The 26479-nt window shown below is 72.2% G+C and carries 26 protein-coding genes; 21 read left to right on the top strand and 5 right to left on the bottom strand.

The features are described from left to right. Positions 1-81 precede the first annotated feature (81 nt). On the top strand, positions 82-1023 hold the full coding sequence (locus ACFWUQ_RS13715) for a DMT family transporter (protein ID WP_384537190.1): 942 nt from the start codon (positions 82-84) through the stop codon (positions 1021-1023). 79 nt (positions 1024-1102) lie between these two features. On the opposite strand, the gene ACFWUQ_RS13720 is transcribed toward ACFWUQ_RS13715, so the two are convergent. Then, complete coding sequence (locus tag ACFWUQ_RS13720; RefSeq protein ID WP_384537192.1) at positions 1103-2107, bottom strand: Gfo/Idh/MocA family oxidoreductase; 1005 nt, start codon at positions 2105-2107, stop codon at positions 1103-1105. Between the two features lie 181 nt (positions 2108-2288). On the opposite strand from ACFWUQ_RS13720, the gene ACFWUQ_RS13725 reads away from it, so the two are divergent. The 12 genes from ACFWUQ_RS13725 to ACFWUQ_RS13780 all read left to right on the top strand — a co-directional run bounded on the left by ACFWUQ_RS13725 (position 2289) and on the right by ACFWUQ_RS13780 (position 12378). Beyond that, complete coding sequence (locus ACFWUQ_RS13725; RefSeq protein WP_384537194.1) at positions 2289-3269, top strand: sugar ABC transporter substrate-binding protein; 981 nt, start codon at positions 2289-2291, stop codon at positions 3267-3269. Further along, positions 3266-4297 (top strand): ABC transporter permease, encoded by a 1032-nt coding sequence (locus ACFWUQ_RS13730; RefSeq protein WP_384537195.1) that lies wholly within the window; start codon positions 3266-3268, stop codon positions 4295-4297. The genes ACFWUQ_RS13725 and ACFWUQ_RS13730 overlap by 4 nt, the downstream gene beginning before the upstream one ends. Next, positions 4267-5160 (top strand): ATP-binding cassette domain-containing protein, encoded by an 894-nt coding sequence (locus tag ACFWUQ_RS13735; protein ID WP_384537198.1) that lies wholly within the window; start codon positions 4267-4269, stop codon positions 5158-5160. The genes ACFWUQ_RS13730 and ACFWUQ_RS13735 overlap by 31 nt, the downstream gene beginning before the upstream one ends. 16 nt (positions 5161-5176) lie before the next feature. Beyond that, positions 5177-6355 carry an ROK family glucokinase gene (locus ACFWUQ_RS13740; RefSeq protein ID WP_384537200.1) on the top strand — a complete coding sequence of 393 codons (1179 nt, stop codon included), beginning with the start codon at positions 5177-5179 and terminating at the stop codon, positions 6353-6355. Further along, on the top strand, positions 6352-6942 hold the full coding sequence (locus ACFWUQ_RS13745; protein WP_384537203.1) for a hypothetical protein: 591 nt from the start codon (positions 6352-6354) through the stop codon (positions 6940-6942). Before ACFWUQ_RS13740 ends, ACFWUQ_RS13745 begins: the two co-directional genes overlap by 4 nt. A gap of 32 nt (positions 6943-6974) precedes the next feature. Next, the gene (locus tag ACFWUQ_RS13750; RefSeq protein WP_384537206.1) at positions 6975-7607 is read left to right on the top strand and encodes an MBL fold metallo-hydrolase; all 633 of its coding nucleotides are present in this window, start codon (positions 6975-6977) and stop codon (positions 7605-7607) included. A gap of 30 nt (positions 7608-7637) precedes the next feature. Beyond that, positions 7638-8435 (top strand): exodeoxyribonuclease III, encoded by a 798-nt coding sequence (locus ACFWUQ_RS13755; RefSeq protein WP_384537208.1) that lies wholly within the window; start codon positions 7638-7640, stop codon positions 8433-8435. Between the two features lie 146 nt (positions 8436-8581). Further along, positions 8582-9022: a DUF6278 family protein gene (locus tag ACFWUQ_RS13760; RefSeq protein WP_384537210.1), complete on the top strand. Its 441-nt coding sequence runs from the start codon at positions 8582-8584 to the stop codon at positions 9020-9022. Between the two features lie 105 nt (positions 9023-9127). Continuing rightward, positions 9128-9871 carry an amino acid ABC transporter ATP-binding protein gene (locus ACFWUQ_RS13765; protein WP_384537212.1) on the top strand — a complete coding sequence of 248 codons (744 nt, stop codon included), beginning with the start codon at positions 9128-9130 and terminating at the stop codon, positions 9869-9871. Positions 9872-9882: 11 nt separating this feature from the next. After that, positions 9883-10833 (top strand): glutamate ABC transporter substrate-binding protein, encoded by a 951-nt coding sequence (locus ACFWUQ_RS13770; RefSeq protein ID WP_384537215.1) that lies wholly within the window; start codon positions 9883-9885, stop codon positions 10831-10833. Positions 10834-10849: 16 nt separating this feature from the next. Next, complete coding sequence (locus tag ACFWUQ_RS13775; RefSeq protein WP_384537217.1) at positions 10850-11494, top strand: amino acid ABC transporter permease; 645 nt, start codon at positions 10850-10852, stop codon at positions 11492-11494. After that, entirely contained in the window at positions 11491-12378 is an 888-nt protein-coding gene (locus tag ACFWUQ_RS13780) for an amino acid ABC transporter permease (RefSeq protein ID WP_384537219.1), read from the top strand. The genes ACFWUQ_RS13775 and ACFWUQ_RS13780 overlap by 4 nt, the downstream gene beginning before the upstream one ends. Positions 12379-12415: 37 nt before the next feature. Here the strand turns inward: ACFWUQ_RS13780 and ACFWUQ_RS13785 are convergent, their stop codons facing one another. Both ACFWUQ_RS13785 and ACFWUQ_RS13790 read right to left on the bottom strand, forming a co-directional pair. Continuing rightward, positions 12416-14002, bottom strand: a complete 1587-nt coding sequence (locus ACFWUQ_RS13785; protein ID WP_384537221.1) for a CocE/NonD family hydrolase — start codon at positions 14000-14002, stop codon at positions 12416-12418. Between the two features lie 155 nt (positions 14003-14157). After that, positions 14158-15336, bottom strand: coding sequence for an Ig-like domain-containing protein (locus ACFWUQ_RS13790; RefSeq protein WP_384537329.1), 1179 nt, complete (start codon positions 15334-15336; stop codon positions 14158-14160). 267 nt (positions 15337-15603) lie between these two features. Between ACFWUQ_RS13790 and ACFWUQ_RS13795 the strand changes: the two genes are divergently transcribed. The 6 genes from ACFWUQ_RS13795 (at position 15604) to ACFWUQ_RS13820 (ending at position 22681) form a co-directional block, all read left to right on the top strand. Beyond that, positions 15604-16779, top strand: a complete 1176-nt coding sequence (locus tag ACFWUQ_RS13795; RefSeq protein WP_384537224.1) for a lipid II:glycine glycyltransferase FemX — start codon at positions 15604-15606, stop codon at positions 16777-16779. Positions 16780-16991: 212 nt separating this feature from the next. After that, positions 16992-18590 (top strand): murein biosynthesis integral membrane protein MurJ, encoded by a 1599-nt coding sequence (murJ, locus tag ACFWUQ_RS13800; RefSeq protein WP_384537332.1) that lies wholly within the window; start codon positions 16992-16994, stop codon positions 18588-18590. Between the two features lie 39 nt (positions 18591-18629). Continuing rightward, a complete protein-coding gene (locus ACFWUQ_RS13805) occupies positions 18630-19313 on the top strand; it encodes a response regulator (RefSeq protein WP_384537227.1) in 684 nt (227 codons plus the stop codon). Positions 19314-19322: 9 nt separating this feature from the next. Further along, entirely contained in the window at positions 19323-20768 is a 1446-nt protein-coding gene (locus ACFWUQ_RS13810) for an ATP-binding protein (protein ID WP_384537229.1), read from the top strand. After that, on the top strand, positions 20765-21286 hold the full coding sequence (locus ACFWUQ_RS13815) for a hypothetical protein (RefSeq protein ID WP_384537231.1): 522 nt from the start codon (positions 20765-20767) through the stop codon (positions 21284-21286). The genes ACFWUQ_RS13810 and ACFWUQ_RS13815 overlap by 4 nt, the downstream gene beginning before the upstream one ends. Positions 21287-21418: 132 nt before the next feature. Further along, on the top strand, positions 21419-22681 hold the full coding sequence (locus tag ACFWUQ_RS13820; protein WP_384537234.1) for a cytochrome P450: 1263 nt from the start codon (positions 21419-21421) through the stop codon (positions 22679-22681). On the opposite strand, the gene ACFWUQ_RS13825 is transcribed toward ACFWUQ_RS13820, so the two are convergent. Next, on the bottom strand, positions 22641-23363 hold the full coding sequence (locus tag ACFWUQ_RS13825) for a hypothetical protein (RefSeq protein ID WP_384537236.1): 723 nt from the start codon (positions 23361-23363) through the stop codon (positions 22641-22643). The two genes, ACFWUQ_RS13820 and ACFWUQ_RS13825, sit on opposite strands and share 41 nt — an antisense overlap. Before the next feature lie 101 nt (positions 23364-23464). Between ACFWUQ_RS13825 and ggt the strand changes: the two genes are divergently transcribed. After that, positions 23465-25264: a gamma-glutamyltransferase gene (gene ggt, locus ACFWUQ_RS13830; protein WP_384537239.1), complete on the top strand. Its 1800-nt coding sequence runs from the start codon at positions 23465-23467 to the stop codon at positions 25262-25264. 113 nt (positions 25265-25377) lie between these two features. On the opposite strand, the gene map is transcribed toward ggt, so the two are convergent. Further along, complete coding sequence (gene map / locus ACFWUQ_RS13835; RefSeq protein ID WP_384537242.1) at positions 25378-26145, bottom strand: type I methionyl aminopeptidase; 768 nt, start codon at positions 26143-26145, stop codon at positions 25378-25380. Positions 26146-26209: 64 nt separating this feature from the next. Between map and ACFWUQ_RS13840 the strand changes: the two genes are divergently transcribed. Then, positions 26210-26461 (top strand): helix-turn-helix domain-containing protein, encoded by a 252-nt coding sequence (locus ACFWUQ_RS13840; protein ID WP_384537244.1) that lies wholly within the window; start codon positions 26210-26212, stop codon positions 26459-26461. Positions 26462-26479: the final 18 nt, after the last annotated feature.

The raw sequence follows: 26479 nt of genomic DNA on the forward strand, positions 1-26479 counted from the left end.
GCCATGATCCGCTCCGGTACCGTGAGCGCCCCGTGCGAGCCGCCGAAGCCTCCACCCCGCTCCCGCCGTTGGAGACAGCCGGTGACCGTGACCCCGCCCGACCTCGCCGCCGCCGAAGTACGGGCCCCCGCCCCCGCCCCCGCCGCCCGCAGGGCCTGGCTCGCCGACCTGCCCGTGCTCGCCGTCGCCGTCGTCTGGGGCGGCAGCTACCTCGCCGCCAAGGGCATCACCACCGCCCACACCGTCATCGCGGTGCTCGTGCTCCGCTTCGCGCTCGTGCTGCCCGTCCTCGTCGCGACCGGTGGGCGCCGGCTGCGCGCGCTGACCCGCGCCCAGCTGCGCGGCGCCGCGGTGCTGGGCTTCGTACTCGGCGGGATCTTCCTCCTGGAGACGTACGGTGTCGTCCACACCTCCGCCACCAACGCCGGGCTGATCATCAGCCTGACCATGATCTTCACGCCGCTCGCCGAGTCCGCCGTACGGCGCCGGGCGCCCTCCGCGGCCTTCCTCGGCGCCGCCGCCGTCTCCGTCGCGGGCGTCGTGCTGCTCACCCAGGGGGCCGGGTTCGCCGCCCCCGGCCTCGGCGACCTGCTGATCCTCGGCGCCGCCCTCGCCCGGACCCTGCACGTCCTGCTGATGGCCCGGATCAAGGCGGTCCAGGACGCCGACTCACTCTCCCTGACCACGGTCCAGCTCGGCGCCGCCGTCCTGGTCTTCGCGCTGCTCGCCGCCCTGCCGGGCACCGGCGCCACGCCCTGGGCGGCCGCCGCAGACTTCGGGCCCGCCCAGTGGGCCGGGCTCGTGTTCCTCTCCGTCTTCTGCACCCTGTTCGCGTTCTACGTGCAGATGTGGGCCGTACGCCGCACCTCGCCCTCCCGCGTCAGCCTCCTGCTCGGCACCGAACCGCTCTGGGCGGCCGCCGCAGGCATCGCCATCGGCGGCGAGCACCTCGGCGCGGCGGGCCTCGCCGGCGTCGTCCTCGTCCTCGCGGGCACCGCCTGGGGGCGCCGCGCCGCAGCCTGAGGGTTGTCCGGAACACGTCCCCTGCGTACGCCGTACGCGGGTCTAGGGTGGCCGGATGCCCGCCCGTACACGGGCCTGCTCACAGGTCCGGCAGCTCCTCCAGCCGCACCGGCCGCCGCTCGCGGCGCGAGCGCTCGCACGCCTCCGCCACCCGGAAGGCGGCGAGTGCCTCCCGGCCGTCGCACGGGTTCGCGCCCTCGCCGCGCACCAGGCGCACGAAGGCCGCCAGCTCCGCCTCGTACGCGGGCCCGAACCGCTCCAGGAAGCCCGTCCACGGCTTGCTGGCCTTGGGCGGACCCTGCGGTTCCGTCGAGGCGATGGGTGTGCGGTCGTCCAGTCCGCAGGAGACCTGGTCCAGCTCCCCGGCCAGCTCCATGCGCACGTCGTAGCCCGCGCCGTTGCAGCGGGTTCCGCCGGCCGTGACCAGCGTCCCGTCGTCCAGGCGGAGCACCGCCGCCGCGGTGTCGATGTCGCCCGCCTCCCGGAACAGCGCCGGACCCGCGTCCGAGCCGGTCGCGTACACCTCGACCACCTCGCGGCCGGTCACCCAGCGGACCATGTCGAAGTCGTGCACCAGGCAGTCCCGGTACAGGCCGCCGGAGGTCGCGAGGTAGTCGGCCGGCGGCGGGGAGGGGTCGGCGGTCATGGTCCGCACGGTGTGCAGCCGGCCCAGCGCCCCCGAACGGACCAGGTCGCGGGCCGTCCCGTAGCCCGCGTCGAAGCGCCGCATGAAGCCCACCTGGAGCGTCCCGGCGGAGGCGGTCACCTCGCGCAGGACGGCCAGGCTCCGGTCCAGGTCCGCGGCGAGCGGCTTCTCGCAGAACACCGGGAGCCCGCCGCGCACGGCCCGGACGACCAGCTCCGCGTGGCCCGCGGTCGCGCAGGCCACCACCACCGCGTCCACGCCCCAGGTGAAGACCTGCTCCACGGAGGGCGCGGCGGTGGCCCCCAGCCGGTCGGCGAGGCGCGCCGCCCGCGCCGGGTCGGCGTCGGCGAGCAGGAGCGATCCCGCTTCCGGATGGCGGGCCAGGGCCGCCGCGTGGAAGGAGCCGATCCGGCCCGTGCCGATGAGCCCGATGCGCATGCACTCAACCTGGCCCCGTACGGGGGGCCTGTCAATCCGCGCGCGCCCGCCCCGATGACCCTCCATGGTCCACTGTGGCGGATACTGGGCGGCTGGAACCGGAATGACCGATTGATGACGGACGAGACCGACGAGGGAAGGGCACGGCGACGTGGCTAGGGTTCGGACAGGGGTACGCGTCGTGGGCGCCGTGCTCGCGGCGGTACTGGGAGCCTCGCTCGCGGGCTGCAGCAGCACGGGCGGCAAGCGTGCCGAGGAGCGGGCCAGGGCCGCCGAGCAGGGCCGGCCCGCCGTCTCCACCCCGCGCTGGACCTTCGCGATGGTCACGCACGCGGGCGACGGCGACACCTTCTGGGACATCGTCCAGAAGGGCGCCAAGGAGGCCGCGGCCAAGGACAACATCAACTTCGTCTACGCCCACGACGACCAGGCGCAGCAGCAGGCGCAGTTCGTGCAGAACGCCATCGACCAGAAGGTCGACGGCATCATCGTCAGCCTCGCCAAGCCCGAGGCCCTCAAGGACGTCATCGGCAAGGCCGTGAAGGCCGGCATCCCGGTGGTCACGGTCAACTCCGGATCCGCGCAGTCCGCCGCGTACGGGGCGCTGACCCACATCGGCCAGGACGAGGAGATCGCCGGCGAGGCGGTCGGCGCCGAGCTGACGAAGCGGGGCCGCAAGCGGGCCGTCTGCGTCCTGCACGAACAGGGCAACGTCGGCCACGAGCAGCGCTGCGCCGGGGCGAAGAAGACCTTCGGCGGCACGATGGAGAACCTGTACGTCGAGGGCACCAACATGCCCGCGGTCCAGGCCGCCCTGCAGGCCAAGCTCCAGGCGGACCCGTCCGTGGACGCGATCCTCACCCTGGGCGCGCCCTTCGCGCCCACCGCCGTCAAGGCGAAGGACGCGGCGGGCAGCACGGCCGAGGTGGACACCTTCGACCTGAACGACTCCGTCGCCCGCGACCTGAAGTCCGGCGCGCTGGGCTTCGCCGTGGATCAGCAGCCCTACCTCCAGGGCTACGAGGCCGTCGACCTGCTCTGGCTCCACCGCTACAACGCGGACGTGCTCGGCGGCGGCCGCCCGGTCCTCACCGGACCGCAGATCGTCACCGGCGCCGAGGCGGCGCAGCTGGAGGAGTACATCAAGCGGGGCACCCGATGAGCGCGGTTCCGGACCTGGACGAACGGCTCGCGCCCGCCTCCCTGGCCCGCAAGCTGCTGGGCCGACCGGAGCTGGGCGCGGTGGTCGGCGCCGCCGCCGTCTTCGTCTTCTTCTCCTTCGCCGCCGACAGCTTCCTGCAGGCCTCCAGCCTCAGCACGATCCTGTACTCGGCCTCCACCATCGGGATCATGGCGGTACCGGTGGCCCTGCTGATGATCGGCGGCGAGTTCGACCTGTCGGCCGGCGTCATGGTCACCACCTCGGCGCTGCTCAGCTCGATGTTCAGTTACCAGATGACCGCGAACGTGTGGGTCGGGGTGCTGGTCTCGCTGCTGGTCACGCTGGCCGTCGGCTTCTTCAACGGCTTCATGCTGACCCGGACGAGACTGCCGAGCTTCATCATCACCCTCGGCACCTTCCTGATGCTGACGGGCCTGAACCTCGGCTTCACCAAGCTCATCACCGGCTCGGTGTCCACGAAGACCATCGCCGACATGGAGGGCTTCTCCTCGGCGCGGGCCCTCTTCGCCTCGCAGTGGGACGTCGGCTCGGTCACCCTCAAGGTCACCGTCCTGTGGTGGCTGGTCCTGGTCGCCGTCGCGACCTGGATCCTGCTGCGCACCCGCGCCGGGAACTGGATCTTCGCGGTGGGCGGCGGGGCCGACGCGGCCCGCGCCGTCGGAGTCCCGGTCGTCAAGACCCGGATCGGGCTCTACATGGGGGTCGCCCTGTGCGCCTGGATCTCCGGGCAGCACATCCTCTTCTCGTTCGACGTGGTCCAGTCGGGCGAGGGCGTCGGCAACGAGTTCCTGTACATCATCGCGGCCGTGATCGGCGGCTGCCTGATGACGGGCGGCTACGGCTCGGCCATCGGCTCTGCCGTCGGCGCCTTCATCTTCGGCATGACCAGCAACGGCATCGTGTACGCCCAGTGGAACCCGGACTGGTTCAAGTTCTTCCTGGGCGCGATGCTCCTGCTGGCCACGCTGCTCAACGCATGGGTCCGCAAGCGGGCGGAGGCGAAGTGACCGTGACCGGAGTGACCGTGACCGAAGCACCCGCCCTGGTGAAGCTGACCGGCGTCAGCAAGTACTACGGCAACATCCGCGCCCTCCAGGAGGTTTCGCTGGAGGTCTCGGCCGGCGAGATCACGTGCGTCCTCGGTGACAACGGCGCCGGCAAGTCCACCCTGATCAAGATCATCGCAGGGTTGCACCGGCACGACGCCGGCACCTTCGAGATCGAGGGCCGCGAGACCGTGCTGGCCAACCCGCGCGCCGCCCTCGACCTCGGCATCGCCACCGTCTACCAGGACCTCGCGGTCGTCCCGCTGATGCCCGTCTGGCGGAACTTCTTCCTGGGCTCCGAGCCCACCAGGGGGCGGGGCCCCCTGCGCCGCCTCGACGTGGACCTCATGCGCGACACCACCCGCGCCGAGCTGCTGCGCATGGGCATCGACCTGCGCGACGTCGACCAGCCCATCGGCACCCTGTCCGGCGGCGAGCGCCAGTGCGTGGCCATCGCCCGCGCCGTCCACTTCGGCGCCAAGGTCCTCGTGCTCGACGAACCCACCGCAGCCCTCGGCGTCAAGCAGTCGGGCGTAGTGCTCAAGTACGTGGCCGCCGCCCGCGACGCGGGCCTCGGCGTGGTCCTGATCACCCACAACCCGCACCACGCCCACCTCGTCGGCGACCGGTTCGTGCTGCTCAAGCGCGGCTCCATGGCGGGCAGCCACACCCGCGACTCGATCAACCTGGACGAGCTGACCCGTCAGATGGCGGGCGGCTCCGAGCTCGACGAACTGAGCCACGAGCTGGAGCGGGTGGCAGAATCAGGACCGGACGCCGCGTCCGGCGAGGCCCGCCGGGCCCGCCGCACCACCGAACCATGAGGGACGGCACGACGCGATGAGCACGTACCGGGACTTCACGCTCGCCCACCGGGGGTCGGCGCGAGGCACCGTCCTGCGGACCATCGGGACCCGTGAGCGCCGGTCGCACCTGACCGCCCCGCGCGTTCCGACCGTCGGCATCGACATCGGCGGCACCAAGGTGATGGCGGGCGTCGTCGACGCCGACGGCGTCATCCTGGAGAAGATCCGCACCGAGACCCCCGACAAGTCCAAGAGCCCCAAGGTCGTCGAGGACACCATCGTCGAACTGGTACTGGACCTGTCCGACCGGCACGACGTGCACGCGGTGGGCATCGGGGCGGCCGGCTGGGTCGACGCCGACCGCTCCCGTGTGCTGTTCGCGCCCCACCTGGCGTGGCGCGACGAGCCGCTGCGCGACGCGCTCCAGTCCCGGCTCGCGGTCCCGGTCATGGTCGACAACGATGCCAACACCGCGGCCTGGGCGGAGTGGCGCTTCGGCGCCGGACGCGGCGAGGACCACCTCGTCATGATCACGCTCGGGACCGGCATCGGCGGCGCCATCCTGGAGGGCGGCCAGGTCAAGCGCGGCCGGTACGGGGTCGCCGGCGAGTTCGGCCACATGCAGGTCGTCCCCGGCGGGCACCGCTGCCCCTGCGGCAACCGGGGCTGCTGGGAGCAGTACAGCTCCGGCAACGCCCTGGTCCGCGAGGCCCGCGAGCTCGCCGCCGCGGACTCCCCGGTCGCGTACAACATCATCGCCAAGGTCGGCGGGAACGTCCACGAGATCACCGGGCCGCTCATCACCGAGCTGGCCCGCGAGGGCGACGCCATGTGCGTCGAGCTGCTCCAGGACATCGGCCAGTGGCTCGGCGTCGGCATCGCCAACCTGGCCGCCGCGCTCGACCCGTCCTGCTTCGTGATCGGCGGCGGCGTCAGCGCCGCCGACGACCTGCTGATCGGGCCCGCCCGCGAGGCCTTCCGCCGCCACCTCACCGGGCGGGGCTACCGCCCCGAGGCGCGCATCGCCAAAGCCCAGCTCGGGCCCGAGGCCGGCATGGTCGGCGCCGCCGACCTCTCCCGGCTCGTCGCCCGCCGCTTCCGCCGCGCCACCCGGCGGCGGGTCGAGCGGTACGAGCGCTACGCGCAGCTGGGCCGGCGCGACACCACCGGGTCCCCGGACCCGTCGGACCCCAAGGACACCGGAAGCCAGTGACACCGCCCTCCCTGCCCCACCAGGCCGCCGCTCCCGACGGGGGCGGCGCGCCCGCACCACCGGCCGAGGACCGCAGGCACGTCGTCCGGCGCCGCTGGATCACCGCCATCATCATCCTGCTGCTGGTCGGCGTCCCGGCGGGCTACCTCGCCGTCTCCGCCCAGCAGAGCCGCCAGAGCGGCCGCGACAAGGCCGCCAAGGTCGGCGCCACCAAGGTGCGCCCCGGCTGGCCCTCCAAGGTCCAGCGCAGCATCTACGAGGTGCCCATCCCGGACAAGGCCTGGCGGGTCGGCTTCCTGGAGACGAACAACTGGCGCACCAGCCGGCTGTACACCCAGTTCGCGGTCACGCCGACCGGGCTGGACCGGTTCCTGGCCTCCGTCGGCACCAGCCGGGAGGAGCTGACCCCGGGGGTCGCGATCTCCGAGCACGACACGTCCGTCGCCGGATGGGACTGGACCCCGCACACCGAGTGGGTCGGCACCACCCTGGAGCAGGACGACCCGCGCCCCACCCGGGACGTCACCGTCGACCTGACGGACCCCCGCATCGCCAAGGTCTACGTGGTGTCCTCGACCACTCCCTGACGGACCGCACGGTCCGGGGCTAGCCTTGGATCATGAAGCTCACCAAGCGGCTGCACTCCTGCGTCCAACTGGAGAAGGACGGGCGCACGCTCGTCATCGACCCGGGCGCCTTCAGCGAACCGGACGCGGGCCTCGGCGCGGACGCCCTGCTGGTCACCCACGAGCACCCCGACCACTTCGAGGAGGGCCGGATCCGGGCCGCCCTCGACGCGAATCCGGCGGCCGCGCTGTGGACCCTGCGCAGTGTCGCGGAGCGACTGGCCGCCGCCTACCCGGGCCGGGTGCACACCGTGGGCCACGGCGACACCTTCACCGCCGCCGGGTTCGAGGTCCAGGCGCACGGCGAACTGCACGCGGTCATCCACCCCGACCTGCCGAGGGTCACGAACGTCGGCTACCTCGTGGACGGTTCCCTCTTCCACCCGGGGGACGCGCTGACCGTGCCCGGAGTACCGGTCGAGACCCTGATGCTCCCGGTGCACGCCCCGTGGAACAAGATCTCCGAGGTGATCGACTACGTCCGCGAGGTGAGGCCGCGCCGGGCTGTCGACATCCACGACGCGTACCTCTCCGACATCGCCCGGCCGATCTACGACGGCGCCCTGGCCGCCCTCGGCGGCTCCGACCACAGCCGACTCACCGCCGGGGAAGGCACCGAACTGTGACTGTCGGTGGCGGGCGGTAGGTTGGGACGCATGCGTATCGCCACGTACAACGTCAACTCGATCACCGCCCGGCTGCCGCGCCTGCTGGCCTGGCTGGAGAGCTCCGGCACGGACGTCCTGTGCGTCCAGGAGACCAAGTGCTCCGCGGAGCAGTTCCCGCACGCCGAGCTGCGCGAGCTGGGCTACGAGTCGGCCGTCAACGCGACCGGCCGGTGGAACGGCGTGGCCCTGCTCTCGAAGGTCGGTCTGGAGGACGTGGAGCTCGGGCTGCCCGGCGGGCCCGACTACGAGGGGGTCCAGGAGCCGCGCGCGATCTCCGCCACTTGCGGCGGGGTCCGCGTCTGGTCGGTCTACGTGCCCAACGGCCGTGAGGTCGGGCACGACCACTACGGGTACAAGCTGGACTGGTTCCGCTCGCTGGCCGGAGCCGTCGCGCAGGACGCCGCAGGTGGCCGCCCCTTCGCGGTGCTCGGCGACTTCAACGTGGCCCCCACCGACGAGGACGTCTACGATCCGGCCGTCTTCGCCGGCGCCACGCACGTGACCCCCGCCGAGCGGGCCGCCCTGGAGGCGCTGCGGGCCGCCGGGCTCCACGAGGTGCTGCCGCGCGCGCTCAAGTACGACCGCGCCTACACCTTCTGGGACTACCGGATGCTGGCCTTCCCGAAGAACAGGGGTATGCGCATCGACCTGGTCTTCGGCAACGAGCCCTTCGCCAAGGCGGTCACGGACGCCTACGTGGACCGCGAGGAGCGCAAGGGCAAGGGCGCGTCCGACCACGCCCCGGTCGTCGTGGACCTGGACCTCGCCCTGGACCTCGACCGGTAGGTCCCGCTCCGGGACCTCGACCGGTGGGTCCCGTTCCGGGCCGCCCACGGGGCCCCGGAAGCGGGCGGGGGTGCGGCCCGGGATCCGGGCCGGGACGCAGGCGCGCCCTGTGGCCAGCGGCGGATCCTGGTGCGAGTCTGGTCGGTATGAACATCCCTTTCTTGGGCAACTGGCTGAACCGGCACGAAACGGAACAGGGCGCGGGCCTCGCCGCCGCCCTCGCGGACGACCCCGAGGGCGTCGTCGAGTTGTTCTCGGAGTGCGAGCTGCTGCGCGTCCAGGCGAGGGCGACCGGACTCGAACTCGACGAGACACAAGGGTCGTTGGAGGCGCTCGACCAGCTGATGCCGCGCTGGCGCCGGGATCCGGAGATCGTGCCGTGGCTCGGCAACGACGCCGGCTTCTACCTCGGAACCGTGATCATCCGGACCATCCCCGGCGCCGCCTGGCAGGTGTGGCCGAACGGGCAGCCCGTGATCAGGCTGGCCTCGGGCCGGGAGCTGAACGTGATCGAGTCGGGGGTGTCCTGGGCGATGACGGGCTCCCCCGAACTCAGTCAGGCGTACGCCGAGGCCTCCGAGGGCTGACGCCCGGCGGCTTTATGCCACCTTTAGGCGTGTCGACGCGAAGTGCCTTTCCGTGACTGGATAGTTTGCGCTGACCTCGACACCGACAAGTGGGCAGGGCAGCGCATGGCCGTCGATCCTCTGATCGAGCTGCGGGACGTCAACAAGTACTACGGGCAGTTGCACGTACTCCAGGACATCAACCTCACCGTCGGCCGCGGGGAGGTGGTGGTGGTCATCGGCCCCTCCGGCTCGGGCAAATCGACCCTCTGCCGGGCCATCAACCGGCTGGAGACCATCGAGTCGGGCACGATCACGATCGACGGGAAGCCGGTGCCCGACGAGGGCAAAGAGCTGGCCCAGCTGCGCGCCGAGGTGGGGATGGTGTTCCAGTCCTTCAACCTCTTCGCGCACAAGACCGTCCTGGCGAACGTCTCGCTCGCGCAGACCAAGGTCCGCAAGCGCGGGAAGGCCGAGGCGGACAAGCGCTCGCGCGAGCTGCTGGAACGCGTCGGACTCGCCGACCAGGCGGCGAAGTACCCCGCCCAGCTCTCCGGCGGCCAGCAGCAGCGCGTGGCCATCGCCCGCGCCCTGGCCATGAACCCCAAGGCCCTGCTCTTCGACGAGCCCACCTCGGCCCTCGACCCGGAGATGATCAACGAGGTGCTGGAGGTCATGCAGCAGCTCGCCGCCGAGGGTATGACCATGGTCGTGGTCACCCACGAGATGGGCTTCGCCCGCTCGGCCGCCAACAGCGTCGTGTTCATGGCGGACGGGAAGATCGTCGAGAACCGGACCCCGGAGGAGTTCTTCACCGCCCCCGAGAGCGACCGGGCCAAGGACTTCCTCTCCAAGATCCTGAAGCACTGAGGGGGCGCGCGATGATCCCCGCCCGCACCCCGGCCTCCGCCCGCACCCCTGCCCCCGCCCGCACCCCCGCGCTGGCCCTCGCCCTGGTGCTGCTCCTCGCGGCCGCCGCCGGGTGCGGCAGGCCGGGCAGCCCCCCGGTCAAGGGCCCGCAGCCCGAGGACCTGCCCGCGTACAAGGTGGCGACCGGCTTCGAGCTGCCCGGATCGCCGACCTGGGAGCGGGCCGAACGGCGCGGCCACCTGGTGGTCGGCGCCAAGGAGGACCAGCCGTACATGGGGGAGAAGGACCCCGCCGGCGGCCGCTACTCCGGCTTCGACATCGAGATCGCCAAGATGATGTCGGCCTCGCTGGGCTTCGACCCCGCGACGATCGAGTTCAAGACCATCGCCTCGGCCAACCGCGAGACAGCCCTGCAGAACGGCCAGATCGACTACTACGTCGGCACCTACACGATCAACGACAACCGCAAGAAGCAGGTCGGCTTCGCCGGGCCCTACTTCATGGCCGGCCAGTCCCTCCTGGTCCGGCGGGACGAGGAGGACATCAAGGGCCCCGAGGACCTCGCGGGCAAGAAGGTCTGCTCGGCCGCCGGCTCCACCCCGTACCAGCGGCTCCAGAAGGAGTTCCCGAAGGCGGAGCTCGTCGCCTACGACACCTACTCCGCCTGCCTGGACAACCTCCTGACCTACCAGGTCGACGCCGTCTCCACCGACGACTCGATCCTCCTCGGCTACGCGGCCAAGGTCCCCGAGGAGCTCAAGGTCGTCGGCGAGCCCTTCTCCGAGGAGCCCTACGGCATCGGAGTGCCCCGGGGCGACAACGCCCTGCGCTTCGCCCTAGACGACGCCCTGCGGGCGCAGGAGGAGAACGGGAACTGGAAGAAGGCCTACGAGGCCACGCTCGGCCTGTCCGGCGTGCCCGCCCCGACGCCTCCCGCCATCGACCGCTACCCGGCGAGCTGAGTAAGAGGCCACCGCCATGAACGTACTCACCGACAACTTCGCGCTCTACGGGGAGGGCTTCCTCGGCACGGTCGAACTGACCGTCTACTCCTCCCTCCTCGCCCTGGCGCTGGGCTTCCTGATGGCCTCCTTCCGCGTAGCCCCCGTCGGCTCCTTCCGGGTCTTCGGCACCGTCTGGGTCACCGTCCTGCGCAACACCCCGCTCACCCTGCTCTTCTTCGCCGTGCTGCTCGGACTGCCCCGCTTCGGGCTCGTCCTGCCCTTCCAGCTCTTCGCCGTCCTCGCGCTCGGCTGCTACACCTCCGCCTTCATCTGCGAGGTGCTGCGCTCGGGCATCAACACCGTGCCCAAGGGGCAGGGCGAGGCGGCCCGGAGCCTGGGCATGTCCTTCGGCCAGACCCTGGGCGCGGTGATCCTGCCGCAGGCCTTCCGGTCCGTGATCCCGCCCGTCGGCTCCACCCTGATCGCGCTCGCCAAGAACTCGGCGATCGCCGGCGCCTTCAGCGTCACCGAGCTGCTGGGCACCTACAAGACCCTCAACGAGCTGGGCTACAGCATCATCTGGACCTTCGTCTGGATCGCCGTCGGCTACCTGATCATCACCCTGTCCATCAGCGCGCTCTTCAACGTGCTGGAGAAGCGCTGGGGGATCGCCCGATGACCGCGCACGCCCTCCAGGGGAGCCCGGAGTCCACCGCCCTCTACGACATCCCCGGCCCCCGGGCCCGGCGCCGGCACCTCCTCTACGGGATCGCCTCCACGGCGGTGATCCTCGCCATCGCCGGCTGGATCCTCTACCTATTGTTCGACACGGAGCAGTTCACCGCCGAGAAGTGGGCGCCCTTCACCTACGAGGGCATCCAGGAGCTGCTGCTCACGGGCCTGGGGAACACCCTCAAGGCCTTCGCGTACGCCTCGGTTCTCTCTCTCGCGCTCGGCGCCGTGCTCGCCACCGGCCGGCTCTCGGTGCACCGGCCGGTGCGTTGGACCGCCACGCTGTTCGTGGAGTTCTTCCGGGCCATGCCCGTGCTGGTGATGATCTTCTTCATCTTCGTGGCGCTGAAGGTCCAGCCGCTGCCGGCCCTGGTGGCCGGTCTGACCCTCTACAACGGCTCGGTGCTCGCGGAGGTCTTCCGCACGGGCGTCAACGCGGTGGAGAAGGGGCAGCGGGAGGCGGCGTACGCCCTCGGCATGCGCAAGACGCAGGTCATGTCCTTCATCCTGGCGCCGCAGGCCGTCCGGGCGATGCTGCCCGCCATCATCAGCCAACTGGTGGTGGCACTGAAGGACACCTCGCTCGGATACCTCATCACCTACGAGGAGTTCCTGCACGCGGGCAAGCTCATCGCCTCCAACCTCGACTACGACCTGCCTTTCATCCCGGTCGTGATGATCATCTCCCCGATCTACATCGGGATGTGCATGCTGCTCTCCTGGTTCGCCACCTGGGTGGCCAGGCGGGAGCGGCGCAACCCGAAGACGGTCGCGGTGGAGGTGGCCCCGGCGGCCGGACAGGAGACGGTCCTGCCGGGCGGCCCCCGGTAGCGCCGACGAGCCACCCCCACCCGGCGGCAGCCGTGGATCACTGCTCGCGCAGCGGCACCGAGACGTAACTGGGGTCGTTGCGGGGCGAGGAGAAGGTCAGCTGCGCGCCGGTGGGGTTGTGCTCGATGTAGAGCGGGTCGACGGTGTCGACGACCAGGGCGAGCCGGTGCCCCGCGGGCACGTCGTAGGCGGTCGAGAAGAGCTCCAGGTCCACCCCGAACGCCTGGCCGGGGGCGCGGCCGTGGAAGGTGTACGGGGCGTTGCTGACCAGCTTGCCGATGCCGAGCGGACCGACGTCGTAGAGGTACGCGACGAAGGTGCCGTCGGACTTCGTGGGCGTGACGGTGGTGTGCAGCTTCACCGTGCCGCGGATCGCGCGCGCGGTCGGCTGGCGCTCGGACTGCCAGACGGCGGCGAAGGCGCGGGGCAGGAGGGGGATCGAGGCGACCGGGGGTGCCTGGAAGAACTGGTCGAGGACGCTGGAGAGCAGGACGACGCCGCCGTTGGCGCCGGAGTCGACATTGGCGAACAGGTGCTCGCTGTCGGCGAGCGGGACCTTCAGCGTGGCGCCGGCGCCGACCGACTTCCAGTCGGCGTAGCCCTCGTACCCCCCGTCGCCGCGGGACTTGACCTGCACCGGAGCCTCGGTGTCCACGCCGTTGCGCTCGCCCTTGAGGTAGCGGTCGAACCAGCGGTGGGCATTGGTCCAGGTGTCGTTGGGCAGGCCGAGCAGGCCGGACCCCTCAGCGGTGGCGTGGTCCCCGGGACGGAACTCCAGCCGCTTGGGGCCGGTCAGCCGCTCGAAGAACGCGGCGTACTGGTTGGGCGGGAAGATGGTGTCGCCCCAGGCGTTGCCCAGCATGACCGCGGGGCCGTTGGCGTTGATCCGGTCCACCTGCTCGGAGGCGGAGCGCTTCTTGCCCCAGTCGATCATCTGCTGCTCCCGGTCCAGTCGGGAGCCGAGGAAGTCGCCGAGGATCGACTGGAGTTCGGGACCGGGGCGGCCGGTGAGGAAGCCCGCGGCGCCGAGCAGGCCGGCGGCCTGCAGGTGCTGGGTGCGGCCCGAGTAGATCGACTCGATGAGGTCGGCCCAGCCGCTGAGGGCGACCACGGCCTTCACGCGCGGATCGTGCGCGGAGGCCAGCAGGCTGATGCCCGCCCCGTACGAGACCCCGCCGAGGCCGATCAGGTCCGGGTCGGCGGGGGTGCGGGCGAGGGCCCAGTCGATGACGGCGGAGACGTCGGCGACGTCCGGCGGGCCGGCGACCTCGATCTGGCCGCCGGAGAGCCAGAAGCCGCGCGAGGTGTAACTGACCACGACGTAGCCGGAGTCGGCGAGCTTCTTCGCCTGGACGATGTATTCGATCTGCGGCATGCCCCAGCTGGTCGGGAGCACGATGAGCGGGTACTTCCGGCCGGCCTCGGCGCCCGCCGGGGTGAACACGTTGCCCTTGAGGGTGACGCCGCCGGAGCCGGGGATGTCGTGGAAGCGGAGCTCCGGGGAGGCCTGCTCGGCGACGACCGCCGCGGGGACGGGTGCCGCCTGGGCCTGGTGGGGGGCCAGGCCCAGGGCGGCAGCCGCCAGCACGGCCGCAACGGCCGCGGCGGTGGTGGTGCGTTCCATCTCTCGCTCCTCGCGTGAGCCGGGTTGTCAAAGTGACCCGACGGTAACGGGAGCGTGTTACCGAAAGTAACCCATCGGTAAGTTACGCGCTGGTAACGATTGAACGAAGGTCAGTGAAAGCGGCCGCGGATCCGCTGCCGTACCGAAAGCCGAGGTCAGCCGTTCTGCGGCGCGCCGTGCAGGGCGCTCTTGGCCTTCCACTGGTCCCAGGAGAGGTTCCATTCGCCGTAGCCGTTGCCGATGTCGGCGTTGCCCTTGGAGCCCTCGCCGACCACCTCGAAGGGGTCGCCCACCTGGACCTGCGCGTAGAAGGACGCGGCGTCGGCGTCGCTCATCCCGACGCAGCCCGAACTGGCGTTGGCGCGGCCGAAGTTCGCGGCGTTCCACGGAGCGGCGTGCGCGTACATGCCCGACCATGTCAGCCGCATCGCGTAGTCGACCATCTTGTCGTAGGCGTCGCCCAGGCCCACCGTCTGGGAGTCCATCCGGATGGTGCCCTCCTTCGACATGAGCACCATCTTCCCGGACCACGAGGCCTTCTTGCCGCCCGGTGTGCCGGACGAGACCGGGATGGTCCGGACCGTCTGGCCGTCCTCGACGACCGTCATCCTCTTGGTGTCGAGGCTGACCTCCATCCGGCGGTCCTTCCCGATCCTGAACTCCGTGGTGTAGTCCTTGGCGAAGAGACCGCCGCCCTTCCCGGAGTCCACCCCGTTCAGGTTCATGTCGACCTTCACCTCGGTGCCGGACTTCCAGTACTCCTTCGGCCGCCAGTCCACCCGGTCCTTGCCGCTGTAGTCCTTGAACCAGCCCCAGGAGCCCTCGGTGCTGTTCGAGGTGGTGACCTTCAGCTGCTTCTCGACCTCGGCCTTGTTGGCCACCGGGTTGTCGAAGACGATCGAGACGGGCATGGCCACGCCCGTGGTGCTGCCCTTGGGGATGTTGATCGAGACCTTGTTCACCTTGTCCGCCGCGCCGGTCCTGAACTGCGCCGCCGCGCTCTGGCTGTCGGTGTTCTGGGCCTCGACCCTGTAGTCCGTCCCGGGGGAGGCGTTGCGCTCCGACGTCCAGGTCCTCCCGTCGTCGGCTATCTTCCCGGGAAGCTCCCCGCCCTTGCCGTCGGTCACCTTCACCAGCGCGAGCTTGCCCTCGGCCAGGGTCACGGTGACCGGCTCGCCGGCCTTCACCTGATCACCCGTGAGGTTCACGGCTATCGCCATGTCCGGCTTCGGCTTCATCTCCGCCTCCCCCTTGCCGGTCCCGCTCCCGGCGCCGCCGGACCCGCCCGCGCAGGCGGTCAGGGCGGCGGCCAGGAGCGCGGCGCCCGCCAGCATGGCGTGGCGGCCCCGACGGCGCGGCAGTGCGGTACGGCGTGTGCGGCTCAACGAAACCCCTCCAAGTAATGATCTTTCGCGAATAGAGAGCGAACGGGACGACTCTAGGTTGCGCATTCCGGGGAAAAACTCCTTCTCCCCGTTGTGACGTGGACCGCAGCGAAACGGTCATCGTCCGGTCACAATCGCCGCTCACTCCGGTCATCGACCCCTGTGAAAGTCCTGTGCAGCCACCACCTCGCCCGACGCACAGGAAGGCCGACAGCCATGTGTGCACTGCTCGTGACCACTGCCCGGCAGCACCACTCCCAGGACCGGAACCAGGAGCTGACGGTGCGTGAGCTGTCTGTAGCGGAATACCGGACTTTCCTTTTCCGGCACGGGAGGGCGAGCTTCCTCCAGTACCCGTCCTGGGGCGAGGTGAAGGACCTCTGGCGCTCCCAAAGGGTCGGATGGCACTACCCGGGCGGTGAAGTCATGGGGGCCGCCCTCGTCCTCTACCGCCAATTCCCGGGCACCCGGTTATACTTCGCCTACCTTCCCGAAGGGCCCGTCGTCGACTGGTCCGACCCGCACATAGACCACTGGCTGACCCCGCTGCTGCGCCACCTGCGGTCCGCGGGCGCCTTCGCCGTCCGGATGGGCCCCACCCCCGCCTACCGCCGCTGGGACGCGGCCACCGTCAAGTCCGCGACCGGGCCCGGCCGGCAGCTCTCCGACGTCCTGGCCACCGAGGTCGACCCGGTCGGCTCCGCCCTCGCCGACCGGCTGCGCACCCGCGGTTGGAAGCGCTGCGGCGGCGAGGACGACGGGGACGCGCAGCCCCGCCACGTCTTCCGCGTGCCGCTGGCGGGCCGCTCCCGCGACGACCTGTGGTCGGGGCTGAACCAGGAGTGGCGGCGCAATGTGCGCAAGGCCGCGAAGGCGGGTGTGGAGACGGTCCTCGGCAGCGCCGCCGACCTTCCGGAGTTCTACCGGCTGCTGCGGATCACCGAGGAGCGCGACGGATTCCGGCTCGGCCGCTCCCTCGCGTACTACGAGCAGCAGTACCGCGTCCTCAATGCCGAGCAGCCCGGCCGGATGCGGCTCTACCTGGGCATCCACCAGGGCGAGATCCTCGCCGCCCACACGATGATCGTCGCGGGGAGCCGGGTCTGGTACCAGACCGGCGCCTCCGCCGACCACCGGCGCGAAGTGCGTCCCAGCAATGCCCTGCAGTGGCGCATGATGGGCGACGCCCACGCCCTCGGCGCGGACGAGTACGACATGCGGGGGGTACCCTCCACCCTTGACCCCGACGAACGTTCTTTCGGGCTGCTGCGCTGGAAGCTCGGCACCGGCGGGCAGGTCGTCGAGACGCTCGGCGAGTGGGAGACCCCGATGGACGGACACACCAACACGGCGTTGTACAAGGCCTTCCAGGCGTACCTGGCCCGCCGGTGAGCCACGGCACCACCGCCGCGGCGTCCGTCACGGCCGGGCACCCGTCGGCCGAACACGTCACGGCCGACGGCACGCCGGCTGAACACGTCACGGCTGAACACGTCACGGCCGAACACCTCGCAGTCGAACACGTCGCGGCCGAACACCTCGCGGCCGGGCACACCGCCGCCGGCGCCCCGGCCGGACCGGCCGCGGCGCCCCGCAAGACCTCGGTGCTGCGCAGCGGCGCGCTCATGGCGGCCGGTTCCATCGTCTCCCGCGCCACCGGCTTCGTCCGCTCCGCCGTCGTCGTCGCCGCGCTGGGCGTCGGTTTGCTCGGCGACGGCTACGCGGTGGCCAACACGGTCCCGAACATCATCTACATCCTGCTCGTGGGCGGCGCCCTCAACGCCGTCTTCGTGCCGGAGCTGGTCCGGGCCGCCAAGGAGCACGAGGACGGCGGCGCCGCCTACACCGACCGGCTGCTGACCGCCTGCACGGTCGTGCTCGTGGCGATCACGGCCGCCGCGGTCCTCGCCGCCCCGCTGATCGTCTCCGCGTACACCGGATACAGCGGCGCCCAGGAGAGCACCACCGTCGCGCTGGCCCGCTACTGCCTGCCGCAGATCCTCTTCTACGGGCTCTTCACCCTGCTCGGCCAGGTACTGAACGCGCGCGGCCGGTTCGGCGCCATGATGTGGACCCCGGTCCTCAACAACTTCGTCGTCATCGGCGTGTTCAGCCTCTTCCTCTACGTCTCCCACGACGCGGAGCAGGGCCTGACCGCCGCCGAGACCCGGCTGCTCGGACTCGGCACCACCGCCGGCATCGTCCTCCAGGCCCTCGCCCTCCTCCCCTCGCTGCGCGCCGCCCGCTTCCGCTGGCGCCCCCGCTTCGACTGGCGCGGCAGCGGCCTCGGCCGCCCCCTGCGCAACGCGGGCTGGCTGGTCCTGCTCGTCCTCACCAACCAGCTCGCCTACTGGGTCGTCACCCGCCTCTCCACCACCACCGGCGCCCAGGCCGACCTCGCCGGCCTCCCGGGCGCCGGGTACACGGCCTACAGCAACGCCTACCAGCTGTGGATCGTCCCCCAGGGCATCATCACCGTCTCCCTCGTGACCGCGCTGATGCCCCGGATGAGCGCCGCGGCCTCCGACGGCGACCTCGCCTCCGTCCGCCGCGACGTCTCGTACGCACTGCGCTCCAGCGCCGTCCTCGTCGTGCCGGCCGCCGCGCTCTTCGCCGCCCTCGCGCCCTGGGTGATGGGCTCCGTCTTCGAGTACGGCCGCACCGGCGCCGCCGACATCGAGGTGATGGCGGGCATCCTCCTCGCCTTCGCGCCCGGCCTGATCGCCTTCTCCGCCCAGTACGTCCTCTCGCGCGGCTTCTACGCCCTCTCCGACACCAGGACCCCGTTCTTCCTGAACCTGGTCGTCGCCGCGCTCAACGCGGGCCTGTCCGCCGCCGCGTACTTCCTCCTCTCCCCGCGCTGGGCGGTCACCGGGATGGCCGCCGCCTCCTCGGTCGCCTTCTTCGCCGGCGCGGTCGCGACCGGCTGCGTCCTCGCCCGCCGGCTCGGCCCGCGCGCGGGCACCCGTACCGAGCGCCGTGCCACAGCCGTACGGACCCACCTGCGCGTCCTCGCCGCCTCGGTCCCGGCGGCCGTCGCCGGGTACGCCGCCGCGCGGGCCGTCGAGCGGTGGGGCGACTTCGCCGCGGTGGGGGCGGGAACCGCGGCCCTGCTGATCGTCGTCGTCCTCCTCGCCGGGCCGCTGCGCCTGACGGAGATCACCGACCTGCTGGCCTCCCTGCGGCGCAGGACCGGCTGTTAGGGTGAGGACCCGCCCCCGACCCTCTTGGACGATGACCGCATGCCACGCGTACTGCTGATCGAGGACGACCCTTCCATCAGGGAAGGGGTGGGACTGGGCCTGCGCCGGCGCGGCCACGAGGTGAGCGCCGCCGAGACCGGCGAGGCGGGGCTCGCCCTGATGGCCGGCTTCCGGCCCGAGCTCGTCCTGCTCGACCTGATGCTGCCCGGGATGAACGGCGTGCAGGTCTGCCGCCGGATCCGGGAGACCAGCGAGGTCCCGATCATCATGCTCACCGCGCGCGGCGACGACTTCGACATCGTCATCGGCCTGGAGGCCGGGGCCGACGACTACATCGTCAAACCCGCCCGCACCGAGGTCATCGAGGCGCGTGTCAAGGCCGTCCTGCGCCGGCTCGCCGACCCCGTCGGGATCCGCCCCGAGGTCGCGCACCACGCGGAGCTGGCCATCGACCGGGCCGGGCTGACCGTCTCCAAGAACGGCGAGCGCGTCGCCCTCGCCCCCAGCGAGATCAAGCTCCTGCTGCACCTGTCGGCCTCGCCCGAGCAGGTCTTCTCCCGCCAGCAGCTGCTGGAGTACGTGTGGGACCACAGCTACCACGCCGACGCCCGGCTCGTGGACGCCTGCGTGCGCCGGCTGCGGCACAAGATAGAGGACCCCGACGGCGCCCCCCGCTACATACAGACCGTGCGGGGCTTCGGCTACCGCTTCGGCCCCCTGTAGGGGCGCCGGATGAGAAGGATGGCGCCGCTCGGCCTGCGCACCCGGCTGATCGCGGCCTTCCTGCTGGTCGCCGCGATCTGCGCGGTGACCACCGCCGCGTTCACCTACCAGCAGGCGCGCAACGCGATCCTCAAACAGACCCAGGACATCGCCGTCAACGCCCTGCGCGACCAGGTGGCGCAGCAGGAGCTGCGCCTGCCCCTCACCCAGCAGGAGCTCCAGACCGCCGTCAACGAGCTGGGCAAGCGGGGCAAGCCGCACGCCTGGAACATCTTCGGCGAGTACGCCGAGCTGCGCGCGTCCACCAGCCTCGACTCGCCGACCTCCGCCGTGATCACGGACGAACTCCGCACCAAGGTCCGGGAGAAGGGGTACGGGGCGTTCCAGCGGGTCGAGGACCGCGTCGGGAAGCCGTACCTCACGTTCGGCGTCGCCGTCACCTTCCAGCACGACGGGGTCCAGGAGCCCACGGGCGCCGTCTTCTTCGCCAGCATGCCGCTGGTCACCGAGAAGCAGACCGTGCAGGCCCTGGTGGCCGCCGCCCAGCAGGGCGCCGTCCCCGGCCTCGCCATCGCCGTCATCCCCGCGCTGCTCGCCGCGCGCAGCGTGCTGCGGCCCGTCCGCGACATGCGCCGCGCCGCCCAGCGGCTCGGCCGGGGCCGCCTGGACACCCGGATCGAGGTCAGGGGGGCCGACGAGCTCGCCGGCCTCGCCCGTACGTTCAACGAGACGGCCCGCGCCCTCGAACAGTCGGTGGCCGAGCTGCGCGAGGCGGAGCAGCGGGCCCGCCGCTTCGCCTCCGACGTCTCGCACGAACTGCGCACCCCGCTCTCCGGCATGCTGGCCGTCACCGAGGTCCTCGACGAGGACGCCGTACGGCTCGACCCCGACACCGCCAAGGCCCTCCACCTCATCAGCGCGGAGACCGGCAAGCTCGCCGTCCTCGTCGAGGACCTGATGGAGATATCCCGCTTCGACGCCCGCGCCGCCGAGTTGAACCTGGACGACGTCGACATCGCGGAGGCCGTGCGCAAGACCCTCGAACTGCGCCACTGGGACGACCACCGCGTGCACACCGTGCTGCCGGACGGGGTCCGCGCCCGGCTGGACCCCAGGCGCTTCGACGTGGTCCTCGCCAACCTGGTCGGCAACGCCCTGCGCCACGGCGGCGCCCCCGTACGGGTCGCCGTGGGAACCGCCCCGCACCCGGAGGGGGAGCGGCTGGTCATCGAGGTCGCCGACAGCGGGCCCGGGATCGCCCCCGAGGTGCTGCCGCACATCTTCGACCGCTTCTACAAGGCGGACGCCGCCCGTACCCGCTCCGCCGGCAGCGGCCTCGGCCTCGCGATCACCCAGGAGAACGTCCACCTGCACGGCGGTGTGCTCCGCGCGGCCAACGGGCCCGCGGGCGGCGCCGTGTTCACCCTCGACATGCCGCTGGAGGCGCGGGTATGACCGCCGCGAAGGCCAGAACCGCCACCCTCGCGCTGGTGGGCGCCCTGCTGCTGGGCGGCTGCGGGATCAAGCCCACCGGGGTCATCGAGGCCGGTCACGCCGCCGAGGTGACCGTACCGGGCGCGACCGGCGGGGTCGTCGTCTACTTCGTGGCCCAGGACAGCACCCGGCTCGTGCCGGTCCCCTTCTTCATGAACGGCTACACGCTCGCCCCCACCCCGCTCGTGCGGCTGCTGCTGGCGGGCCCGACCGGGCGGGCGCGGGAGGCGGGCCTGGTCACGGAGCTGCCGGTGGTCCCCGAGGAGGACGAGGAGAAGGTGGTCGTCGAGATCACCGCCGGGGACGTCGTGAACGTGCGGCTGCCGGTCAAGGTGGGCGGCCTGTCCAAGACGGCCGTCGCGCAGATCGTGTGCACGGCCCGCTTCTCCGTCAAGGCGGACACGGACACCGTCAGCGACGTCTCGATCACCGGCACCGACACGACCCTCGCACCCACCCCGTGCGACATGGGGCGCTGACCGCCGGCCCGCACCGCGGGAACCGGGGGAGACGGCGGCGACGCCGCCGCCGGGCCGACACCCGCCGCTGCCGCCGGCCCGCACCGCGGGGCGCTCTTGCGGCGAGGGCGGCCCACCGGCCACGGTGGCCGCATGGACCTCGCCACGGGCGGCGCGCCCGACGTCTTCGACCCCCGCGTCTACGCCGAGGGTGTCCCGTACGAGCGCTACCGCCTCCTGCGCGACACCGTCCCGGTGGCCTGGCAGCCCGAACCGGAGGTGCTGGGATGGCCCGCCGGACCAGGCTTCTGGGCCGTCACCCGGCACGCCGACGTCGTACGGGTCCTGCGCGACCACCGCACATACTCCTCCTGGCTCGGCGCCACCCAGATCCGCGACCCCGACCCCGCCGACCTGCCCTTCCTGCGCCACACCATGCTCAACCAGGACCCCCCGGACCACGGACGGCTGCGCCGGCTCGTCGCCCGCGCCTTCACCCCCGCCCGGGTGGACGCCTTCGCCGGACGGGTCCGCGCCCGCGCCCGCACGCTGCTGGCCGGCGCCCGCGAGAGGGCCGAGGACGGCGCCGTCGACATCGTGCGCGCCGTCACCGACGAGTACGCGCTGCTGAACCTCACCGACCTGCTGGGCGTCCCCGCCTCCGACCGGGCGCTGCTGCTGGAGTGGACCGTACGGATCATCGGCTACCAGGACCCCGACGACGCGCCACAGCCCCCGGCGGGCCCGGACGGCACCCCGCTCAACCCGCGCTCGCCGGCGCTGCTCGGGGAGATGTTCGCGTACGCCCGCGACCTGGCCGCCCACAAGCGCGCGCACCCGGGCGACGACGTGATGACCGCCCTCGCCCGGGGCGGACTCGACCCGGCCGAGCTGGAGATGTTCTTCTTCCTGCTGACCGTCGCGGGCAACGACACCGTGCGCGGCGCGGCCCCCGGCGGCCTGCTCGCCCTCGCCCTCGACCCGGACGCCTACCGGGGCCTGGCCGACGGCCGGGTGGCGGTGGACACCGCCGTCGAGGAACTCCTGCGGGTCCACCCGCCGGTGCTCAGCTTCCGCCGCACCGCGGCCGTGGAGACCGTACTGGCCGGGCAGCGGGTGCGGGCCGGCGACAAGGTGGTGGTCTTCCACGCCTCCGCCAACCACGACGAGCGCGTCTTCGCCGCCCCCGGACGCCTCGACCTCGGGCGCTCGCCCAACCCGCACGTCTCGTTCGGGGACGGGCCGCACGTGTGCCTCGGCGCGCACTTCGCCCGCCTCCAGCTGCGCACCCTCTACGAGGAGTGGCGGGCCGCCCTGCCCGCGCCCGAACTCGCTGGCCCGCCGCGCAGACTGGTCTCGAACTTCATCAACGGGATCACACGGTTGCCGCTGCGGGTGTCCGGGCCGCCGCGGTGACGTCCGCCTCCAGCTCCGTCACGTCCGGCCCGTAGGCGTCGGAGTTGACGACTTTCAGGACGAGGCAGAAGGACGCGTCCTTGTACGTGCGGGCCAGCGACCGGTGGTGGCGGGCCAGGTAGCGGGCCCCGGCCTGGTTGCTGTTGGCGGTCTGCCCCGACAGCAGGAACACCGGCCGGGCGCCGCGGCCCGTCGTCAGCCGCGCCAGCAGCACGTACTCGGCGACGCCCTTCTCCCATCGGTACGTCTCGGCGCCCACGCCGATCGCGCCCCGGTCCGGTCCGGGCTCACCGGACACGTCGACCCGCACCCCCGGGAGCATGGAGCTCAGGTGCGCCGCGGTACGGGCGTTGGAGACCGGGCCGCCGACACAGAACTCGGCGCGCTCGCCGAAGCCCTGGCGGGCCTCGTGGGTGATGATCTGCACGGTCGCCCCGCAGTCCTTGATCAGGGCGGAGATCTCCAGCAGCGCGAAGGCGTCGTTGCGGTGCAGCGAGGAGTCGGTGCCGCCCATCTGCCGGTTGACCACGAAGAGGCAGTCGGATCCGGTCGGCAGCCCGAAGAACGCCTGCTTGCGGCGCAGCGCACGGCGCCACAGGTAGGTCCGGGCACACCAGCCGACCCCGCCGCTGAGAGCGGTGGCTATCACCCCGAGCACGATGTTGCGCACGTCGTCGTTCATGCGGCGGATGGTAGCCGTCACGCGGCCTTCCTGACGCGGGGGGTGCGGTGAAGTTACAGTGCCGCAGCCGGGCCTGACCGGCCGTCGACTGGAGGAAACGGATGCGTCGTCCCGCCGTACGTCAGTTAGCGCTCGTCGCCCTCGCCGGGGCGCTCGTCTCCACGGGGGCCGCCGCTCCGCCGTCGGGAGCCGCCGCCCCGCCCAAGGTCCCCGTCGCCGCCGGCTACGGCGGGGCGGTGGCCAGTGTCGACGCCGACGCCTCGGCCGCGGGCATCGCCGTCCTGCGCGCCGGCGGCAACGCCGTGGACGCCGCGGTCGCCACCGCCGCCGCGCTCGGGGTCACCGAGCCGTACTCGGCGGGGATCGGCGGGGGCGGCTACTTCGTGTACTACGACGCCGGGACCCGCCGGGTGCACACCATCGACGGCCGGGAGACCGCCCCGGCCTCGGCCACCCCCGCGCTGTTCCAGGAGAACGGGGCCGCCATCCCCTTCGCGGAGGGGCAGACCAGCGGCCTGGGGGTCGGCGTCCCCGGCACCCCCGCGACCTGGAAGAGCGCCCTCGACGCCTGGGGCACCCGCCCGCTGCGCCGACTTCTGGAACCCGCCCGGAAACTGGCCCGCGAGGGCTTCACGGTGGATTCCACCTTCCGCGCCCAGACCGAGGCCAACGAGGCCCGGTTCAGGGACTTCCCCGACACCCGCGAGCTGTTCCTGCCGGGTGGCGCTCTGCCCGTCGTCGGCTCCACCTTCAAGAACCCGGACCTGGCCGATACGTACGAGGAGCTCGGCCGCAAGGGGGCCGGAGCGCTCTACCGGGGGCCGATCGCCGAGGACATCGTCCGGACCGTGCGCACCCCTCCGGTGGACCCGGCCGCCACCCGCACCGTCCGCGCCGGCGACCTGACCCCCGGCGACCTGCGCGCCTACGCGACCAAGCGGCAGGCCCCGACCCAGGTCCGCTACCGGGGCCTGGACGTCTACAGCATGGCGCCCTCCTCCTCCGGCGGCACCACCGTCGGCGAGGCGCTGAACATCCTGGAGCGGACCGACCTGTCGGAGCTGTCCGAGGCGCAGTACCTGCACCGCTTCATCGAGGCCTCGCGGATCTCCTTCGCCGACCGCGGCCGGTGGGTCGGCGACCCGGCCGCCGAGGACGTGCCGACGCGGCAGCTGCTCTCGCAGCGCTTCGCCGACTCGCGGGCCTGCCTGATCGACCCGGACCGGGCGCTGACCAGCCCGCTGGCCCCCGGGGACCCGCGCGATCCGCGGCCCTGCGCCACGACGGGGAAGGCGGCGCCGACCACGTACGAGGGGGAGAACACCACCCATCTGACCGTCGCCGACCGCTGGGGCAACGTCGTCTCCTACACCCTGACCATCGAATCCACCGGCGGCAGCGCGATCACCGTTCCGGGCCGCGGCTTCCTGCTGAACAACGAGCTCACCGACTTCTCCTTCGTCCCGGCCGCGGCGGGCGTCCCGGACCCGAACCTGCCCGGCCCCGGCAAGCGGCCGCGCTCGTCCATGTCCCCGACCATCGTGCTGGAGCACGGGCGGCCGGTCCTGGCCCTCGGCTCACCGGGCGGCGCGACCATCATCACCACCGTGCTGCAGACACTGACCGGGCACCTCGACCGCGGCCTCCCGCTGGTCGAAGCCATCGCCGCGCCGCGCGCCAGCCAGCGCAACCAGACCACCACCGAGCTGGAGCCGGGCCTGTGGAACAGCCCGGTACGGGCCGAGCTGGAGGCGATCGGCCAGGGCTTCCGGCAGAATCCGGAGATCGGGGCCGCCACCGGAGTGCAGCGGCTGCCGGACGGCCGCTGGCTCGCGGCGGCCGAGACCAGCCGGCGGGGCGGCGGCTCGGCGATGGTCGTCCACCCGCACGGGAGGCCGTAGCGGCGTCGACCGCGTCCGCCGGCGGTGCGCCGTGCGCCTGTGCGCCTGTGCGCCTGTGCGTCGGGCGTCCGCCGGCCGTGCGCCGTGTGCCCTTCGGGCGTGCCGGGGAACGGCTACGGGAGCGTCAGGACCCTCGGTCCGCCGGCGGTGATCGCCACCGTGTGCTCCGCGTGGGCGGCCCGGCTGCCGTCGACCGTCCGCAGGGTCCAGCCGTCGCCGTCGCAGCGGTAGTCGTCCGTACCGCCCGCGATGACCATCGGCTCGATCGCGATCACCATGCCGGGGCGCAGCTTCATACCGCGCCCCGGCGGGCCCTCGTTGGGCACGCCCGGGTCCTCGTGCATGCTGCGGCCGATCCCGTGGCCGCCGAAGCCGTCGGGGATGCCGAATCCGGCGGCTCGGCAGACGGTGCCGACTGCGTGCGCGATGTCCCCGATCCGGTTGCCCGGCACGGCGGCGGCGATCCCGGCGGCGAGGGCCGCCTCGGCGGTCTCGATGAGCCGCAGGTCGGCGGGGCGGGCCCGGCCGACGGTGAAGCTGACCGCCGCGTCGCCGACCCAACCGCCCAGTCTCGCCCCGCAGTCGATGCTGACCAGGTCGCCGTCGCGGAGCCGCGCGCCGTCGGGGATGCCGTGCACGATCGCGTCGTTGACCGAGGCGCAGATCACCCCCGGGAACGGCACGGGCGCGAAGCGCGGCCGGTAGCCGAGGAAGGGCGAGGCCGCACCGGCCCCGCGGAGCACCCCGCGGGCCACCCGGTCCAGGTCCAGCAGCGAGCTGCCGACGCGCGCGGCCTCCCGTACGGCCGCGAGGGCCTGTGCCACGACGCGGCCCGCGGCGCGCATCTCGTCGATCGACTGTTCTGTCTTCAGTTCCACCATGCCAATAACTATACCGGTATAACTTTAACGGGATAGTTATTGGCCCGGGGGGTAGGATGGACGCATGGTCCGTACCCCACTCACCCCGGAAGAGCGCGAGCGCGGCGAGCGCCTGGGCGCGCTGCTGCGCGAGGCGCGCGGCGCGCGCACCATGGTCGAGATCGCGGCCGGCGCCGGCCTCTCGGCCGAGACGCTGCGCAAGATCGAGACGGGTCGGGCGCCCACCCCCGCCTTCTTCACCGTCGCCGCCCTCGCCGAGGTGCTCGGGCTCTCCCTCGACGAAGTGCTGCGGCGGTGCGCCCTCGTGCCCGCCTGAGGGGGCCCGCGAGCGCGG

Source organism: Streptomyces sp. NPDC058662 (assembly GCF_042716255.1).
In the GTDB taxonomy this organism is placed as follows: domain Bacteria; phylum Actinomycetota; class Actinomycetes; order Streptomycetales; family Streptomycetaceae; genus Streptomyces.

What these genes read in the sequence shown, in the direction of transcription:
- ACFWUQ_RS13720 (WP_384537192.1), bottom strand. Translation starts at nt 2,107, where the DNA reads ATGCGCATCGGGCTCATCGGCACGGGCCGGATCGGCTCCTTCCACGCG.
- ACFWUQ_RS13730 (WP_384537195.1), top strand. Translation starts at nt 3,266, where the DNA reads ATGAGCGCGGTTCCGGACCTGGACGAACGGCTCGCGCCCGCCTCCCTG.
- ACFWUQ_RS13735 (WP_384537198.1), top strand. Translation starts at nt 4,267, where the DNA reads ATGGGTCCGCAAGCGGGCGGAGGCGAAGTGACCGTGACCGGAGTGACC.
- ACFWUQ_RS13740 (WP_384537200.1), top strand. Translation starts at nt 5,177, where the DNA reads ATGAGCACGTACCGGGACTTCACGCTCGCCCACCGGGGGTCGGCGCGA.
- ACFWUQ_RS13750 (WP_384537206.1), top strand. Translation starts at nt 6,975, where the DNA reads ATGAAGCTCACCAAGCGGCTGCACTCCTGCGTCCAACTGGAGAAGGAC.
- ACFWUQ_RS13755 (WP_384537208.1), top strand. Translation starts at nt 7,638, where the DNA reads ATGCGTATCGCCACGTACAACGTCAACTCGATCACCGCCCGGCTGCCG.
- ACFWUQ_RS13760 (WP_384537210.1), top strand. Translation starts at nt 8,582, where the DNA reads ATGAACATCCCTTTCTTGGGCAACTGGCTGAACCGGCACGAAACGGAA.
- ACFWUQ_RS13765 (WP_384537212.1), top strand. Translation starts at nt 9,128, where the DNA reads ATGGCCGTCGATCCTCTGATCGAGCTGCGGGACGTCAACAAGTACTAC.
- ACFWUQ_RS13770 (WP_384537215.1), top strand. Translation starts at nt 9,883, where the DNA reads ATGATCCCCGCCCGCACCCCGGCCTCCGCCCGCACCCCTGCCCCCGCC.
- ACFWUQ_RS13775 (WP_384537217.1), top strand. Translation starts at nt 10,850, where the DNA reads ATGAACGTACTCACCGACAACTTCGCGCTCTACGGGGAGGGCTTCCTC.
- ACFWUQ_RS13780 (WP_384537219.1), top strand. Translation starts at nt 11,491, where the DNA reads ATGACCGCGCACGCCCTCCAGGGGAGCCCGGAGTCCACCGCCCTCTAC.
- ACFWUQ_RS13785 (WP_384537221.1), bottom strand. Translation starts at nt 14,002, where the DNA reads ATGGAACGCACCACCACCGCCGCGGCCGTTGCGGCCGTGCTGGCGGCT.
- ACFWUQ_RS13790 (WP_384537329.1), bottom strand. Translation starts at nt 15,336, where the DNA reads ATGCTGGCGGGCGCCGCGCTCCTGGCCGCCGCCCTGACCGCCTGCGCG.
- ACFWUQ_RS13795 (WP_384537224.1), top strand. Translation starts at nt 15,604, where the DNA reads ATGTGTGCACTGCTCGTGACCACTGCCCGGCAGCACCACTCCCAGGAC.
- ACFWUQ_RS13805 (WP_384537227.1), top strand. Translation starts at nt 18,630, where the DNA reads ATGCCACGCGTACTGCTGATCGAGGACGACCCTTCCATCAGGGAAGGG.
- ACFWUQ_RS13810 (WP_384537229.1), top strand. Translation starts at nt 19,323, where the DNA reads ATGAGAAGGATGGCGCCGCTCGGCCTGCGCACCCGGCTGATCGCGGCC.
- ACFWUQ_RS13815 (WP_384537231.1), top strand. Translation starts at nt 20,765, where the DNA reads ATGACCGCCGCGAAGGCCAGAACCGCCACCCTCGCGCTGGTGGGCGCC.
- ACFWUQ_RS13820 (WP_384537234.1), top strand. Translation starts at nt 21,419, where the DNA reads ATGGACCTCGCCACGGGCGGCGCGCCCGACGTCTTCGACCCCCGCGTC.
- ACFWUQ_RS13825 (WP_384537236.1), bottom strand. Translation starts at nt 23,363, where the DNA reads ATGAACGACGACGTGCGCAACATCGTGCTCGGGGTGATAGCCACCGCT.
- ggt (WP_384537239.1), top strand. Translation starts at nt 23,465, where the DNA reads ATGCGTCGTCCCGCCGTACGTCAGTTAGCGCTCGTCGCCCTCGCCGGG.
- map (WP_384537242.1), bottom strand. Translation starts at nt 26,145, where the DNA reads ATGGTGGAACTGAAGACAGAACAGTCGATCGACGAGATGCGCGCCGCG.
- ACFWUQ_RS13840 (WP_384537244.1), top strand. Translation starts at nt 26,210, where the DNA reads ATGGTCCGTACCCCACTCACCCCGGAAGAGCGCGAGCGCGGCGAGCGC.